We start from the raw sequence: 14,491 nt of genomic DNA, 5'->3' as shown, positions 1-14,491 counted from the left end.
AAAGACTGGGGTGTGTAGGCAGCCTGCTACTGGGCAAGGAACTCGGCCCAGCGATGCAGCACAGCCTGGGGCATAAGGGCAAGGGTGAGCAGTGCCCCCACCAGTGCCCCCCAGAAGTGCGCGTCGTGTGCCACACGGTCGTGCTGCTGGCGGCTGGCCACATAGCTGAACACCAGGTACAGCAGGCCAAACAGCCAGGCAGGCAGGGGCACAAAGAAGACCAGTAGCTGGACCGAGGGTTCCAGCAGGATGAACGAAAAGAGAATGCCGGCGATAGCCCCACTGGCCCCCAGGCCGTAGTAGCCCGGATCGGCCCGGTGGCGAAACACCAGGGCCAGCGAGGCCAGGATGCCGCTGCCTACATAAATGACGGTGAAATACAGGCTGCTGACCAGGGCCGGCTGGCCCAGGGTGTAGTAGCGGTAGAAGACGGCCTCCAGGTAGAAGGCAAAGTTGTAGTACACAAAGAGGTTGAGGAACAGATGCAGCCAGTCTCCATGCAGCAGGGTGCTGGTAAACAGGCGGTACCACTGGCGCTCGCGCACCACGGTGTAGGGGTGCAGGATGAACCTGGCGCGGATGCTGCCATCTATCAGAAAGTCGTATAGGCTGGTAGCCAGGGTGATGGCCAGCAGCAGCGTGGCGGCCGGTGCGTGTGGGATGAGGGCCAAGATTCCTTCCATCTAGTAGGCGCGGGTTAGTACACTACACAGGTAGTGGTGCATGGCCTGCAGGGCAGGGTTGGGCAGCAGGGGCTGTAGCAGTGCCTCGGCATCGGCCACGTAGTGGGCTATCAGGCTGCGGGTGGCTGCGGGGATCCCCAGCTGGTTGTAGCTATCGGTTACAAAGGCCACCTTCTCCGCATTGCGGTCGGCCACGGCGGCCCACTGCTCCAGCTGGGCGCGCAGGGTGGGTGGTGCCAGCTCCAGGGCCCTCAGCCACAGCCAGGTCTTTTTGTTCTCTATAATGTCTCCGCCGGGCTGCTTGCCAAATTTATCGGCCTCGGCATACACATCCAGCAGGTCGTCCAGCAGCTGGAAGCCGATGCCCATCCTGCGGCCATAGCCATCCAGGCGGTCTTGGGTATCGGCATTGGCACCCCCCACCAGGGCACCCATGGCCAGTGCTGCCCCCAGCAGGGCGGCGGTTTTCTGCTCGATCATCTGCAGATAATCGTGTATGCCGGCACTGGGCTGCGTGGCCAGCTCCATGTCTCGCATCTGCCCCTCGCACACCTCCAGGGCCATGCGGCTATAGTGGCCCAGCAGGGCGCGTGTGTCTACCCCCGCCAGGCTGGCCAGCAGCTGCTGGGTGTAGGCATACAGGGCATCTCCGCTCAGTATGGCCGTATTGGAGCACCACAGGGTGTGCACGGTGGCCTGGCCCCGGCGGGTGGGGGCATTATCCATGATGTCGTCATGGAGGAGGGTAAAGTTGTGAAACAGCTCCAGGGCCAGGGCTACCGGCATTGCCTGGTGGGCAGGTGCCCCATAGGCCTGCGCGGCCAGCAGGCACAGCACGGGGCGGGTGCGCTTGGCGGGCATCTGCAGGATGTAGCTCAGTGGCTCGTACAGGGCGCGGGGCTGCCGCTCGGCCAGATCCAGAGCCTGCAGGGCTGCCTCTACCTGCGCCTGCAGGGTATCTATGCTATTAGTAGGAGGGGACTCGGGCATACGGGTAGACATAGGCTCAAAGCTACGGATTTAGTTTCAGGGCTTGGTCATCGCCCCCGTTGGTGTGCAGTTCGTTATGCGACAGTACGTGGGCGCACAACGATACATCTGTCCGCATGGGTAATCATACTGTGAAAAAACTATCCATGTACAAACATATATACTCGAAAAAACAGCTGGATATTGGTATACAAAAGAAATTTTAGAAGAAAATGAGTAAGAACATACCCGTTAGGGAGCACAAAAGATCCAGGCCTTCGCCAAAACCGCGAAAGAACCCAGATGCACCCAAGCGAGGACCCAAAACGGTGCTGGTAAAGCCCCACGAGCGGTAGAGCCCTAAACCCTAGCGGATAGGACTAAACAAACTGCTACCGGTTCAGTTACAGCTTTTTCACCAGCTTGAAGTCGATAATGCGTTTCATCAGGTCGGTACGTACTACCTGCACCCGCACGCGGTCTCCCAGGCGGAAGGTGCGGCCGGTGTGGCGGCCCTTCAGGTAGTGGCGGCGCTCGTCTACCTCGTAGTGGTCGTCTCGCATATCGCGCAGGCCCACCATGCCCTCGCACTTGTTTTCATCCAGCTCCACGTACATGCCCCAGTCGGTTACGCCGGATACCATGCCGTCAAACTGTTCGCCCAGCACGGCACCCAGGTATTCCACCTGCTTGTACTTAATGCTGGCGCGTTCGGCATCGGCGGCAGCCTTTTCGCGCTCGCTGCAGTGCTTCAGCATTTTTTCGGTAGGCTCGGGCTGGGCCTGTATGTCGGCGTCCAGCACCTGCTGCAGCAGGCGGTGGGTCATCACGTCGGGGTAGCGGCGGATGGGGCTGGTAAAGTGCGTGTAGTAGTCGAAGCCCAGGCCGTAGTGGCCAATGTTGTGCACGGTATAGTAGGCCTTGGCCATGGTGCGGATGGCCACACTCTGGATGATGCCACTCTCGGGCTTGCCCTCCAGGGCCTGGCCCATCTGGTTCAGGTTTCGGCTCAGTTCCCTTGCGTTGTCGGCCTTCAGGTCGTAGCCAAAGTTTTTCACAAAGCTCTGCAGGTCTCGCACCCGCAGTTCGTCGGGCTGGGGGTGCACGCGGTAGGGCACGGGCACGGGTGGCTTTTTGCGGGCATCGTGCATGTACTTGGCCACCTCGCGGTTGGCCAGTAGCATGAAGTCCTCTATCATCTTGTGCACATCCTTACGCTCTTTTTTGTACACGGCCAGGGGCACGCCTTTTTCGTCCAGTTTGAAGCGAATTTCTTCGCTCTCGAAGCCGATGCTGCCCTCCTGGAAGCGCCGTGCGCGCAGCTCGTGGGCCAGGGCGTTGCACTTCAGCAGGGGTTCCACCAGCTCGCCTTCGCCGCGGTCCATTATTTCCTGGGCTTCCTCGTAGGCAAAGCGTCGGTCGGAGTGGATGACGGTGCGGCCAAACCAGCGCTCTTGCACCTGGGCCTTGTCATTCAGCACAAAGATGGCCGAGAAGCACAGGCGGTCTTGGTGCGGCACCAGGCTACACAGGTTGTTGCTCAGCTTTTCGGGCAGCATGGGTATGGTTCGGTCTACCAGATACACGCTGGTAGCACGCTCCTGGGCCTCGCGGTCCAGGTCGGTTTCGGGCTTCAGGAAGTGGGATACATCGGCTATATGCACCCCAACCTCATAGGTGCCGCTGGCCAGGGGGCGAAAGCTGATGGCATCGTCAAAGTCCTTGGCATCTGCAGGGTCGATGGTGAAGGTGAGGATGCTGCGCATGTCTCGCCTGCGGGCTATCTCCTCGGCCGGTATGGCATCGGGTATGGCGGCGGCGGCCTCCAGGGTTTCGGGCCGGAACTCCAGGGGCAGGCCATACTCCAGCACGATGGCGTGCATCTCGGCATTGTGTTCTCCTGCTCTTCCCAGTACTTTTTCTACCCGGCCTACGGGGGTTTTCTCCTCCCAGCGTAGCAGGGTCATCTGCACCTTGTCGCCCTCCTGGCCACCGGCATCGGCACCGGGGGGTATCCGGAAGTCGTACTTCATGCGCGTGTCTTGCGGGCGGGCTACCAGCTGCTTGCCCTTGCGGTACAGGGTGGCCACAAAGTTGGTGCGCGAGGACTGCACCACGCGGGTCATCATGCCCTTTATGCCCTTGGTGCCAAACTTGGTGATGCGTACCCGCACCGTATCGTCGGGCAGGGCGGGCAGGGGGCCTTCGTTTTGCAGGCGCACCTTGTGCTGTAGGGTGGGTACATCCACCACCCAGTTTCGGTTTTCGTCTTGGGTAAGGCGGCCCTCAAACACACCGCCCTCCAGGCTGAGCTGAAAGCTGAGCTTCTGGTGCTCGGTCAGGTAGTTTCGGCGGCTTAGTTCCTTCAGGCTACCAATCAGGTGGTGGATGTCGGTATCTCTAAAGTCTTCGGGTAGCTTGGGTAGCAGCTGGGTAGGTTCCCAGCTCATGCTGGGCTTCTGCTCCATGGTTCGCAGGATAGCTACCTGCAGATCCGTCATTTTTCCGCCGGTATTCTCCTTGTTCTTCGGCGCTTGGCCCACGTGTCGGGGGCTTCTTTTCTTCTTATTCTTCACTTATAGCAAATATGCACAGGAAAAAGTGCCTGAGTGTATTTTTATTCCACAAAAAAGCAAATTCTGGCTTTCGACCGCTTCGTTTGTCCTTTTATCCCGCTACGCCCCACCCTACACAGCCAGGCACCGCGCCAGGGCGGGCCGAGCGGGGGGACTGTGCCACACCGCTCGGTAGGGAGCCAGGCCCGTTTGTTCGTCGTGTGTTTGTAAAGGGCCGAGCAAGGATGGGTATGGGGGGCGCTCCCCCCCCCGGAAAAATATGAATGCCGTATGCCACAACACCGGTAGCACATAGCCCGGTGTATGCAGTTCCGGCACAGCCTGTCTCCCCAACGATCGGGTGTTTTTCTGCCGGTGCCTGAGTGAATATAGCCCACTTATGCACGCGGAACCCGAAAAGCAGCCCATTGAGGTGTTAGAAAACAAAAAATGGGTAGTCCGACGGATCGGACCACCCATTTTAGATCTAGGCAAAAATACGTACCTAGTGTGTAGCCAGGTAGCTAGCTACACCAGCTGCGGTTGCCTTCATGGCATCTTTGCCCTCGTCCCAGTTGGCGGGACACACCTCGCCATACTGCTCCACGTGCTTCAGTGCCTTCAGGGTACGCAGGGTTTCGCCTATGTTTCGGCCCAGGGGCAGGTTGTTTACCAGCTGGTGCTGCACCACGCCTGCCTTGTCGATAATAAACGTGCCCCGGTAGGCAACGGGAGCACCCTTGAAGCCCAGCTGCTCATTGTCGTTTTCGTCTATCTCGCTGTAGTAGTCGCCCGCCAGCACATCATAGTTTTTGGCGATGGTCTTGGTCAGGTCGGCCACCAGGGGGAACTGAACGCCCTGTATGCCGCCCTTGTCCTTGGGCGTGTTTAGCCAGGCCCAGTGCGAAAACTGGCTGTCGATAGACACACCCACTACCTCAGCATCCAGCTTGCGAAACTCCTGCAGGTGGTTCTGAAACTCGAGGATCTCGGTAGGACACACAAAGGTGAAGTCCAGCGGATAGAAGAATAGCACCACATACTTATTGCCCTGAAACTGGCTGAGGGTGAAATCTTCTACCATGTCTCCCCCGTTTACCACAGCCGTGGCAGAGAAATCGGGTGCTTTTTTACCTACTAGTACTGACATAAAAATTGGGTTGGGATTTGAATTAAAAGATTTAGTGAGATGAATTTTGAAAAGTACCGTTGATGTGCAGCTGGAAGTCCTGAACGGAGAAACCCGGAATCGGGTGCCGGTGCAAATAGTCGGCAATCAGCCTATCCAGCTCAGGCGCATCATAGTCGGCAAACTTGCCTGCCTGTGTGTCAAACAAATGGTGATGTGGGTCCGGATTTGCATCAAAAAACATGGTGCCCGCTTCGCTGCGCACGCGCCGCACAATGCCTACCTCTACCAAAGACTCGAGCGTCCGGTAGATGGTGCCAATGCTGATGGACGGAAACTCCACGGCAATTCTTGCGTGCAGGTCCTCAGCACTTGGGTGCTCAGTGCACGCTAGCAGGTGCCGCAGGATAACCAGCCGCTGGGGCGTTTGCCTCATCCCGGCCAGCTCCAGCAGCTGATTGGCGGTGTGCGGTGTAGTACTCATGCCCATAGTTGTCATTGTAGAAACCACTCGCAGATAAGAATCGTTCGCAACTGAAGCAAAAAGAATTTTCTCGTTGCGCACAAATCACAGTTACACACTCAGCGCTCAGGCAGCCCCTGGCCAAGCGAAAGAAAGTAGAAAACGAAACCGATCTCGCATAAAATCCGTAAATTGGTGCGTGGGTTGCTTATCTCGTCGCGGCACACACCCAGCCCCCTAGCCAAGACGGCATCTGAAAAATTGAAAACTAAATCATCAAAATCATCATGAAAACCCTGTTTTTTTCACTTCTACTCCTGGTAGGCGCAGGTAGTGCCTGGGCTTGCAGCGGCAGCGCAAATACCTCGGCACAGGCTGGCTACTCACTGGCCGACCACCAGGCTGAAAACTATACCGACAGCACCAAGCACAAAAAATGTGCAAAAGCCTGTAAGCAGAAATGTGCAGGAGAGAGCTGCAAGCACGAAAAATGCGCCAAAAAGTGCAAGCATAAGGACGGTGCCAGTGGAGCCTCCATGCAGGGTGCCATTTACCACCCCGTTCAGGCTTCCATTGTAGCAACTGCAAGCAGTACGTGCAGCTACAACGAAGGTGCCACCTGCACCCGTGGATGTGCCACGCGCAACACCACTGCCGCCCTGGGCGGTAGCCTGCTGATTGTGCTGCTGGCAAGCGAGCTGGTGCGTAGAATGCGGCTGTAAACTTCGATTTCAAACCCGATTTTCCGGAAATACCAGAAAGCAGAAAGCCCGCCGATACAGCGGGCTTTCTGGCTTATTGCACCTTCTGTACCCTATATTCGTTACAGATTTCTGCACACAACGGGATACAGACTGAAACAGTAAAATTCCTGAACCATGATTGGCCATCGCTTCACCCGCTATATACCCACCGGATCCACCGAGGAGCCTTTTCAGCGGCTGCTCAAGCTGTTTCTGGAACTGCTGACGCACACCAGCGGAGACGTGGACGAGGCCCTGAGCTGGATGAACGAGCTAGACCGAACCTATAAGCTGACGGACGACCGCTATGGCATGGGCGACTTTATCCGCGATCTGGAGGAGAAAGGCTACCTGCAGCGCAAGCCCGAAGACGGAGAAAGCATGCAGATGACTGCCAAAAGCGAGCGCAGCATCCGGCAGCGTAGCCTGGAGGAGATATTTGGCAAACTGAAGCGGGGTGGATTTGGCAACCACCGAACCCCCCACAGTGGCCTGGGGGATGAGTATACGACAGACACACGGCCCTACCAGTATGGCGATAGCCTGGAACATATACAGATGACCGAGAGCCTGCGCAATGCCCAGATAAACCACGGCATAGCAGACCTACAGCTTACCGGAGACGACCTGGAGGTGCGCGAGCAGGAGTACAAAACCAGTACCGCTACCGTGCTGATGATCGACATCAGCCACAGCATGATCCTGTACGGAGAGGACCGCATAACCCCGGCCAAAAAGGTGGCCATGGCCCTGAGTGAACTGATCGCGCGCAAGTATCCCAAAGACAAGCTCGACATCATCGTATTTGGCAACGATGCCTGGCCCATAGAGGTGAAAGACCTGCCCTACCTGCAGGTGGGCCCCTACCACACCAATACCGTAGCGGGGCTACAGCTGGCCATGGACCTGCTGCGCAGGCGCAAGACCGCCAATAAACAGATCTTCATGATCACCGACGGGAAGCCCACCTGCCTGAAAGAGGGAGACCAATACTACAAAAACAGCTGGGGGCTGGACCGAAAAATACTGAACCGTACGCTAAACCTGGCAAGCCAGGCCCGCCGACTGAAAATTCCCATTACCACCTTTATGATTGCCCAAGACCCCTACCTGCAGCGCTTTGTGAAGGAGTTTACGGAGGCCAACCAGGGCCGGGCTTTCTACAGCTCGCTAGACGGGCTGGGGCAGTATATCTTTGAGGACTTTGTGCGAAACCGCCGCAAGACCGTGCGCTAGTGCCATGCAATTTTTATTGCTTTGCGCCAGCATGCCGGGCGGCACTGCCAAGCAACCTATGAGAAAAAGAATGACGCATAGCCTGGGAGCCTGCCTGCTGGGCCTCGGCCTGTGGGCCTGCCAGGCACCCCGCACCCCCACGGCGCCCACCCGCATCGGTGTGGATGCGGCCATATACCCCCTGGTGGAAACCGTGCACGACACCTACAAAAGGCAGTACCCCGAAAAACCGGTGCAGCTGGTCTCCCTACCGGAGCACAAACTGGTGCAGCTGCTGCTGGATGACTCGCTGCAGCAGGTGGTGCTGGCGCGAGACCTGACCCAGGCCGAACGCACCCACCTGAAAACCCGACACCAGCACCAGGTGCGCAGCTTCGCCTTTGTGCACGATGCCCTGGCGATCCTGCTGCACCCCAGCAACCCCGACACGAGCCTGACGCAGGAAAAGCTGCGTGCCATCCTGAGTGGCAGGCAGCCAAACTGGCCACATGGGCCAGCAGTTATACCCGTGGTGGACGAAACCGGCAGCAGTACCCAGGCCTTCTGCCAGGCCGAGGTGCTGAAGGGCGAGGCACTTGGCCCCAGGCTGTATGCAGCGGGCAGCACACAGGCTGTGGTAGACTATGTGGCCCAGCACCCGGCAGCCCTGGGCATCATTAGCCACAGCCACCTGAGCGACCCCCACGACCCCAGACTCCGGGCACAGCTGCAGCGGGTCCGGCTGGCACGCATAGACGGCTACTCGCTGGCAGGCACCGAGGGCCGATACCAAATCTTCAGCGGCGGATATCCGCTGGCACGTACGTACCGGCTGCACAGCACTGGCCCGGTAGGCAGTGCTGGCACGGCTTTTGCTATCTACCTTACCGAAGAGGACGGACAGCTAATCATCGACCAGAGCGGCATGCTGCCTGCCTACCCGCCCGAGCGGGCCGTGGAACTGCAGCAAAAAGCCCGCCCGGTGGTGGAGTAACAGAAAAATAACCCGATGCAGTGGCAATAAGCCCTATCTTCGCAGGCGTTTTTACCCAAAAATCTCTTACATGAAATATCTGCTCTTACTGGCTGCCCTGGCTACCGGTGCCCTGGCACAGGACTATAACGGCATAGTGGATGCCATCGAAAAGAAAAAGTATGACCAGGCCGAAGCTGCCGCCGCAGCCGCAGCTGCCGGGGGCAAGGACCTGGTAGCCCAATACTACCTGGGCCATGTGTACTACCTGCAGGCACTGGAGCTAATGGCCTACCAACCCGAAAAGGCAAAAACCCTGCTGGAAAAAAGCAAAACCCTGCACGAAGAGGCCACAAACCGAAAAAGCAAGGAACCGCTAAACTATGTGGGCCTGGCCTACTACCACTTGGCCAAACAGAACATACCCGAGGCCATGAGCCAGCTGCTAACGGTAAAGAGCATGGAACCCAATGACCTGATTGCACTAACCGAGGCTGCTAAGGCCAACATCTCGCTCTACAGCCTACCGTTTGTAGACAGCAAGCAAAAGACCATTGCCAGCACCAATGCCAGCTACTTTGTAAGCCGGGCCGAAGCCAAGGCACCCGACAACGTAGAGGTGCTCATGGCCTCGGGCTTTGTGTACTACACGCAGGGCGTATGGGCCCTCTCCAAGGCAAAATACACCAAGGCCCTGGCGCAAGACCCCGCCAACGTAGAGGCCCGGTTCCGCCTGGCCAAAAGCCACTTTGAAGAAAAAGAGTATACCGAGGCAGAACAGCAGTACAAAAAAGTGCTGGAGCTAGACAGCGAGTACGCCCTGGCCTACCGCGAGCTAGCCGAATTTTACTACCTGTGGGGCCGCGCCACTACCAAGCAGAGCGTACGCGAGGAAAAATTCATTACCGCAAGGGGCTATGCCGAAGAGTTTCGCAAACGGGTAAGCGACGACCTGAATGCACAGGTGCGCTATGCCGAGATCCTGTACTTCACCGCCTCTTATGCCAGCGCCGAAACGCTGTTTCGCGAGCTGCTGCAAAAACCGGAACTGAAAGAATCAATCGGCCTGAAACGCTACCTGGCCTATACCGAAATAGAAACCGGAAAGTGTGCGGCGGGCAAGCAAACACTGGAAAGCCTGCTGGCCGGGCAGGAAGAGGCCGCACGCGCAGCCATAGACTACAAGTACCTGGCCCAGGCCGAATACTGCCTGGGGAACATGGAGGCCGCCATAGCCGCCATAAAGAAAGCTATTGAGAAAAATGCACGCTTTGCTTCCTTCTTCAAGGAGCTGTATGACGTACAGTGGGAGGCCAAAAACTACGAGGCCGCCTATACCCTGATGCAGCTGCACCTGAGTATAACCTCTAAGCCCGATGTACAGGACCTATTCTACGCTGCCTGGCTGGCAAACCGGCTGAAGGACGACGAGAAATGCGTAACCTACGCCGACCAGGCCCTGGCCACGTATGGAGACAAGGTGCCCGACCTGTACCTGTACAAGGCACGCGCCCACGCCCGCATGACCGAAAAAGCCGCCGCAGCCAAGCCCGAAGGCGTGAGTGGTGCAACCACAGACAGCAAAAGCCTCAACCGGGAGATGGCCGCCGAGTACGCCAAATTCCTGCAACTGGTGCAGCCACTGGAGCAAGACAAGAAGGAAAAATACACCAAGGATATAGCCGAATCCTACTGGGCGCTCGCCTTCTACTACTACGATGAGAAAAATGAGGAGAAGAACCCCGGGCGTGCCTATGCCTACACGCTCAAGTATCTGGAAACGCAAGACAAGCGCTACCAAGAGCCTGCCGGGCAGCTGAAGGCCTATTTTGAGGGCCAAAAAACAAAGCCCGAAGAGCTGAAATAAAAAGAACCGGTAGGCAGAAATGAGAAGTGGGGGCAACGGATTCCGTTGCCCCCACTCTTTTTGCCCGCGATGCGGTACACGCCCACACCGGCGGGTATCGCCCGGCAAGCAGGACAGACACCCCCTGGGGGGGGGCAGACCAGGCCCGACAAGCCATACACCCTACGCCACCAGGGGGCGTACAGGCAGCGGCCCGGGCGGGGCTACTACTTGCCCTGGGGCTTCAGCGCAATCAGGCTAATCTCCACCTTTACATTCCGGGGTAGGCCACTCACCTCCACGGTCTCTCGGGCGGGGTAGTTCCCCTCGGCAAAGTATTCGCCGTACACCTTGTTTACGGTGCCAAAGTCGCTCATGCTCTTCAGGAAGATGCTGCACTTCACCACTTGGTCAAAGGACACACCGGCGCTCTTCAGCACTTCGCCCAGGTTGTTCATCACCTGCCGGCTCTCCGCCTCCACCGTGGTGGGGATTGTGCCGGTTTGGGGGTCTAGGCCGATCTGGCCACTGCAAAAGATCAGGTCGCCGGCCTGTACAGCCTGTGCATAGGGGCCTATGGGCTCGGGGGCCGTGCGAGACAGGATTATTTTTCGCTCACTCATTTTTTACTCAGTCTGGGGGGTTTACTCAGTCGGGGTTTCATTAGTTTTGGAACAGGGACGTGGCCGAGAGCAGAGGCCGAAGCGCACCCAACCCGAAGCCACACCCGCGCCAAAGCTGAAAAATATGAAAAAATATCTTATCGCCACCCAGGCCCAGCAGCAGTACTTGGCCACGGCACACCCTGGCATACTGGCAGGCACGCACTGCCTGGCGACAGATGCACAGCTGATACCCGAAGCCGGAGATTGGGTGCTAGACCTTAGCTATGAGCAGCACCCCCACCGGCTGGCTGGCTACCTGCCTGTAGCCGGGGCCACCATCCTGCTGGGCAATGTGCTGCACAGCCTGGGCGAGCAGGTGCACCGGCTCGGCATCCCAGCCCGCTGCCAGCTGTATGGGGTCAATCATCTGCCGGGCTTTCTGGCACTACCCGCCTGGGAGCTATGCAAGCTGCAGCCCGAGGCCCCCGCACCGGCCCATGTGCCCCCCTACCAGCAGGTGGCAGATGAGGTGGGGCTGGTAACCCCCCGTGTGCTGGCCATGATTATAAACGAGGCCTACTACCTGCTACAGGAGGAAACGGCCTCTGCCGAAGACATAGATGCGGCCATGAAACTAGGGGTAAACTATCCCAAAGGGCCACTGGCCTGGGCGCAAGAGATAGGCCCGGGATACATAGCCGAGCTGCTGATCCGGCTACAGCGTGCCACCGGCCAGGAAAAGTACAGCCCCTGCAGGCTGCTCAGGCAGCAGCGGCTGAAGACAAGCTGAGTGCAAACCCGATCGCTGGCAGAAGGAGGAAAGATGGCCCGCCAGGAACGTGGTGCGCCCTTAGAACCTAATGACCCAAAAGCAGGTTAAACCCTTGTATTCGTATACTGATGGAGCTGCCAAACTACTACGACATACTGGGCATACCGCCCGATGCGGATATGGCCCGCATAGAGCTGGCCTTCCGGCAAAAGGCCGATGCGTACAACCCAGCCATACACCCCGAGCATGATGCGCACTTTCAGCTGATCCTGGATGCCTACAGCGCCCTGAAAAACCCGGAAAGCAGGGCCATCCATGACCAGAGGCTAAAGCAGGCGGGGCTGTACCGGGCACGCAGGCCCAGGCAAACGGAACCGCTGACAAAGGCTGCTAGTACACCCACCCTTACTGAGCTGATGAACTTTGACTGGGAAGCACTGGACGAAGCAGACGAAGCAGAAAAAAAGCGGCAGGCGGCAGACTTCCGGCAGGAAGTGAGCTTCAAGCTGCTCGTTATCCTTGCCTTCATCGGCCTGATCAGCCTCATCTGGTTCCTGATCAAGTAGGCTACGCGCCCCACCAGCGCACAAGAAGCCCCCGCCCAACAAAAAGCCCGGATGCGAACTGCCGCCAGGGGAACACCTGGCTAAAATTAGCTTTATGTTAAATTTTTCGCGTACTTTGCACGCCGAAAGCGCTGAATAGCGCCTGTCCGCCCAAAACCAGACGCGTATGAAGAAGCGTAGACAGCTGGCTATCCTACTGGCTATTGTGGCCATATTCTCCCTGGGTTTTGTGGGAGACGGTAAGATGAGCCACACCCTGCTTGGCCCGGCAGAGGCCTCCAGCAAAGAGAAGACCGCACAGAAAACCCGGAATCATGCCACCTTCACGGCGGCCGGGCTGTACAAACGCCTGGTGGCAGCCCAGGTGGACTTCCCCGAGATGTTTACGCAGGTGGCCATTGCCGAGAGTGGCTGGCAGCTGAAAAGCCCGGTGGCTATGCAAAACAACAACTTCTTCGGCTTTATCTACCCAAGCGAGCGCTTCAGCTATAGCACAAGAGAAAACCTGGGCCATGCCTGGTATCCCAGCATCGAGGATGCCATTGCAGACCTGAAGCTATGGATCAGCCTGAGCCCACCCCTGCCGGGAGAAAACCCCTACGCTTTTCTGCGCCGCCGGGGCTACAACCAAAACCCGGCGTACTACACCTATCTGGCCAGTATAGACCTGTGCGCCGGCATGCCGAGCATCTGCCATAGGTAGTACAGGATCCTGCACGGCCAACAGGGCCGGTGCTTTCGAGCAGAAAATAGGCGCATGAGCCCGAAGCAAGTATGCCCAGCCTGGGCAGCAAAAACAGGCCTAGGCGGTATGGGCAATATGCTGGAGAAACTCCCGCTTACGGTCCGGGTCTTGAAAAGCCCCCGTGTACTCGGCGGTAATGGTGGTGCTGGCCTGGTCCTCTATGCCGCGCATGGCCACGCAGTAGTGCTTTGCGTCTATCACCACGGCCACATCCTCCGTGTTCAGCACCTGGCGCAGGTGGTTTGCTATCTCGCGGGTCAGGCGCTCCTGCACCTGGGGCCTGCGGCCAAAGTGCCGCACAATGCGGTTTATCTTGCTGAGGCCAATTACCTGCCCGCTGCTGATGTACGCCACATGCGCATACCCTACTATGGGCACAAAGTGGTGCTCGCACATGCTGTGCACGGTTATGTTCTTCTCTACCAGCATCTGGCGGTAGTCATACTTGTTCTCGAAGAGGGTGGCCTTCGGCAGGTTGGCAGGGTTTAGTCCGCTGAAGATTTCTTCCACATACATTTTTGCCACACGCATGGGGGTGCCCTTCAGGCTGTCGTCTTCCAGGTCTAGCCCCAGGGTTAGCATGATCTGGCGGAAGTTCTTGGCTATCAGCTCTATCTTCTCTTCGTTCGTTAGCTCAAAAGCATCCTGTCGGATGGGTGTATTCAGGTTTCCGGCGTGGCTTTCGCCCCGGGCCATCATCTCTTCCAGTGTTTTTATGTCCATAGCAGGCGTTGAAAAGGGAATGGGTTACTATTCGCCCCGGTACTCTACATAGTTTCGGGCTGTCTCGTATAGCCGGATGGCGTGCAGGCGATGCGGGCGCAGCTGGGGCTCCAGCTGCTGCCAGATGCGGATGGCAAAGTGCTCGGTGCTGGGGATCACATCGCGCATAAAGTCTACATCCAGGTTCAGGTTCTTGTGGTCTACCTTGTCCAATATACAGGTTTGAACAATGCGGTTCAGGCGGGCCAGGTCCAGCACATAGCCCGTATCCGGGTCTGGGGTGCCGGCTACGGTTACCTCCAGCTCATAGTTATGGCCATGCCAGTTGGCATTATTGCAGGGGCCAAAGGTGGCTGCATTGGTGTCGGCATCCCAGGCGGGGTTGTGCATGCGGTGTGCGGCGTTGAAGTGTACACGCCTGGTTACATATACCATGATAGTAGGCTCGGGTAGGCAACAAGGGGCGGATGACAAAAAATTCCCTACCCCCCTTACTTTACCGGT

Annotated in this window: 15 protein-coding genes; 7 read left to right on the top strand and 8 right to left on the bottom strand. The window is 57.8% G+C overall.

From position 1 onward, the window contains the following. Positions 1 to 26: 26 nt before the first annotated feature. The 5 genes from LW884_01850 to LW884_01830 form a co-directional block, all read right to left on the bottom strand. Positions 27 to 683 carry a rhomboid family intramembrane serine protease gene (locus LW884_01850; GenBank protein ID MCE3007080.1) on the bottom strand — a complete coding sequence of 219 codons (657 nt, stop codon included), beginning with the start codon at positions 681 to 683 and terminating at the stop codon, positions 27 to 29. Next, on the bottom strand, positions 684 to 1,685 hold the full coding sequence (locus tag LW884_01845) for a polyprenyl synthetase family protein (protein MCE3007079.1): 1,002 nt from the start codon (positions 1,683 to 1,685) through the stop codon (positions 684 to 686). A gap of 371 nt (positions 1,686 to 2,056) precedes the next feature. Next, positions 2,057 to 4,228 carry a ribonuclease R gene (gene rnr / locus LW884_01840; protein ID MCE3007078.1) on the bottom strand — a complete coding sequence of 724 codons (2,172 nt, stop codon included), beginning with the start codon at positions 4,226 to 4,228 and terminating at the stop codon, positions 2,057 to 2,059. A 484-nt stretch (positions 4,229 to 4,712) separates the two neighbouring features. After that, positions 4,713 to 5,357: a peroxiredoxin gene (locus tag LW884_01835; protein ID MCE3007077.1), complete on the bottom strand. Its 645-nt coding sequence runs from the start codon at positions 5,355 to 5,357 to the stop codon at positions 4,713 to 4,715. Between the two features lie 31 nt (positions 5,358 to 5,388). Further along, positions 5,389 to 5,820 (bottom strand): transcriptional repressor, encoded by a 432-nt coding sequence (locus tag LW884_01830; GenBank protein ID MCE3007076.1) that lies wholly within the window; start codon positions 5,818 to 5,820, stop codon positions 5,389 to 5,391. Between the two features lie 266 nt (positions 5,821 to 6,086). Between LW884_01830 and LW884_01825 the strand changes: the two genes are divergently transcribed. The 4 genes from LW884_01825 (at position 6,087) to LW884_01810 (ending at position 10,597) form a co-directional block, all read left to right on the top strand. Continuing rightward, positions 6,087 to 6,521 (top strand): hypothetical protein, encoded by a 435-nt coding sequence (locus LW884_01825; GenBank protein MCE3007075.1) that lies wholly within the window; start codon positions 6,087 to 6,089, stop codon positions 6,519 to 6,521. Positions 6,522 to 6,677: 156 nt separating this feature from the next. Next, entirely contained in the window at positions 6,678 to 7,778 is a 1,101-nt protein-coding gene (locus LW884_01820; protein MCE3007074.1) for a VWA domain-containing protein, read from the top strand. Positions 7,779 to 7,836: 58 nt separating this feature from the next. Further along, positions 7,837 to 8,751, top strand: a complete 915-nt coding sequence (locus tag LW884_01815) for a substrate-binding domain-containing protein (GenBank protein MCE3007073.1) — start codon at positions 7,837 to 7,839, stop codon at positions 8,749 to 8,751. A gap of 70 nt (positions 8,752 to 8,821) precedes the next feature. Continuing rightward, a complete protein-coding gene (locus tag LW884_01810) occupies positions 8,822 to 10,597 on the top strand; it encodes a tetratricopeptide repeat protein (GenBank protein MCE3007072.1) in 1,776 nt (591 codons plus the stop codon). 206 nt (positions 10,598 to 10,803) lie between these two features. Here LW884_01810 and LW884_01805 read toward each other — a convergent pair whose 3' ends face one another. Next, complete coding sequence (locus tag LW884_01805) at positions 10,804 to 11,199, bottom strand: Rid family detoxifying hydrolase (protein MCE3007071.1); 396 nt, start codon at positions 11,197 to 11,199, stop codon at positions 10,804 to 10,806. A 124-nt stretch (positions 11,200 to 11,323) separates the two neighbouring features. Between LW884_01805 and LW884_01800 the strand changes: the two genes are divergently transcribed. The 3 genes from LW884_01800 to LW884_01790 all read left to right on the top strand — a co-directional run bounded on the left by LW884_01800 (position 11,324) and on the right by LW884_01790 (position 13,222). Beyond that, a complete protein-coding gene (locus LW884_01800) occupies positions 11,324 to 11,971 on the top strand; it encodes a 3-hydroxyacyl-CoA dehydrogenase family protein (GenBank protein ID MCE3007070.1) in 648 nt (215 codons plus the stop codon). 110 nt (positions 11,972 to 12,081) lie between these two features. Continuing rightward, on the top strand, positions 12,082 to 12,519 hold the full coding sequence (locus tag LW884_01795; protein ID MCE3007069.1) for a J domain-containing protein: 438 nt from the start codon (positions 12,082 to 12,084) through the stop codon (positions 12,517 to 12,519). A 166-nt stretch (positions 12,520 to 12,685) separates the two neighbouring features. Next, the gene (locus LW884_01790) at positions 12,686 to 13,222 is read left to right on the top strand and encodes a glucosaminidase domain-containing protein (protein ID MCE3007068.1); all 537 of its coding nucleotides are present in this window, start codon (positions 12,686 to 12,688) and stop codon (positions 13,220 to 13,222) included. A 99-nt stretch (positions 13,223 to 13,321) separates the two neighbouring features. Here the strand turns inward: LW884_01790 and folE are convergent, their stop codons facing one another. Both folE and LW884_01780 read right to left on the bottom strand, forming a co-directional pair. Next, a complete protein-coding gene (gene folE / locus LW884_01785) occupies positions 13,322 to 13,987 on the bottom strand; it encodes a GTP cyclohydrolase I FolE (GenBank protein MCE3007067.1) in 666 nt (221 codons plus the stop codon). A gap of 27 nt (positions 13,988 to 14,014) precedes the next feature. Beyond that, positions 14,015 to 14,422 carry a 6-carboxytetrahydropterin synthase gene (locus LW884_01780; GenBank protein MCE3007066.1) on the bottom strand — a complete coding sequence of 136 codons (408 nt, stop codon included), beginning with the start codon at positions 14,420 to 14,422 and terminating at the stop codon, positions 14,015 to 14,017. Positions 14,423 to 14,491 lie beyond the last annotated feature (69 nt).

Source organism: Bacteroidota bacterium, assembly GCA_021300195.1.
In the GTDB taxonomy this organism is placed as follows: Bacteria; Bacteroidota; Bacteroidia; order J057; family JAJTIE01; genus JAJTIE01.
This window is presented reverse-complemented; position numbering and strand designations above follow the sequence as displayed.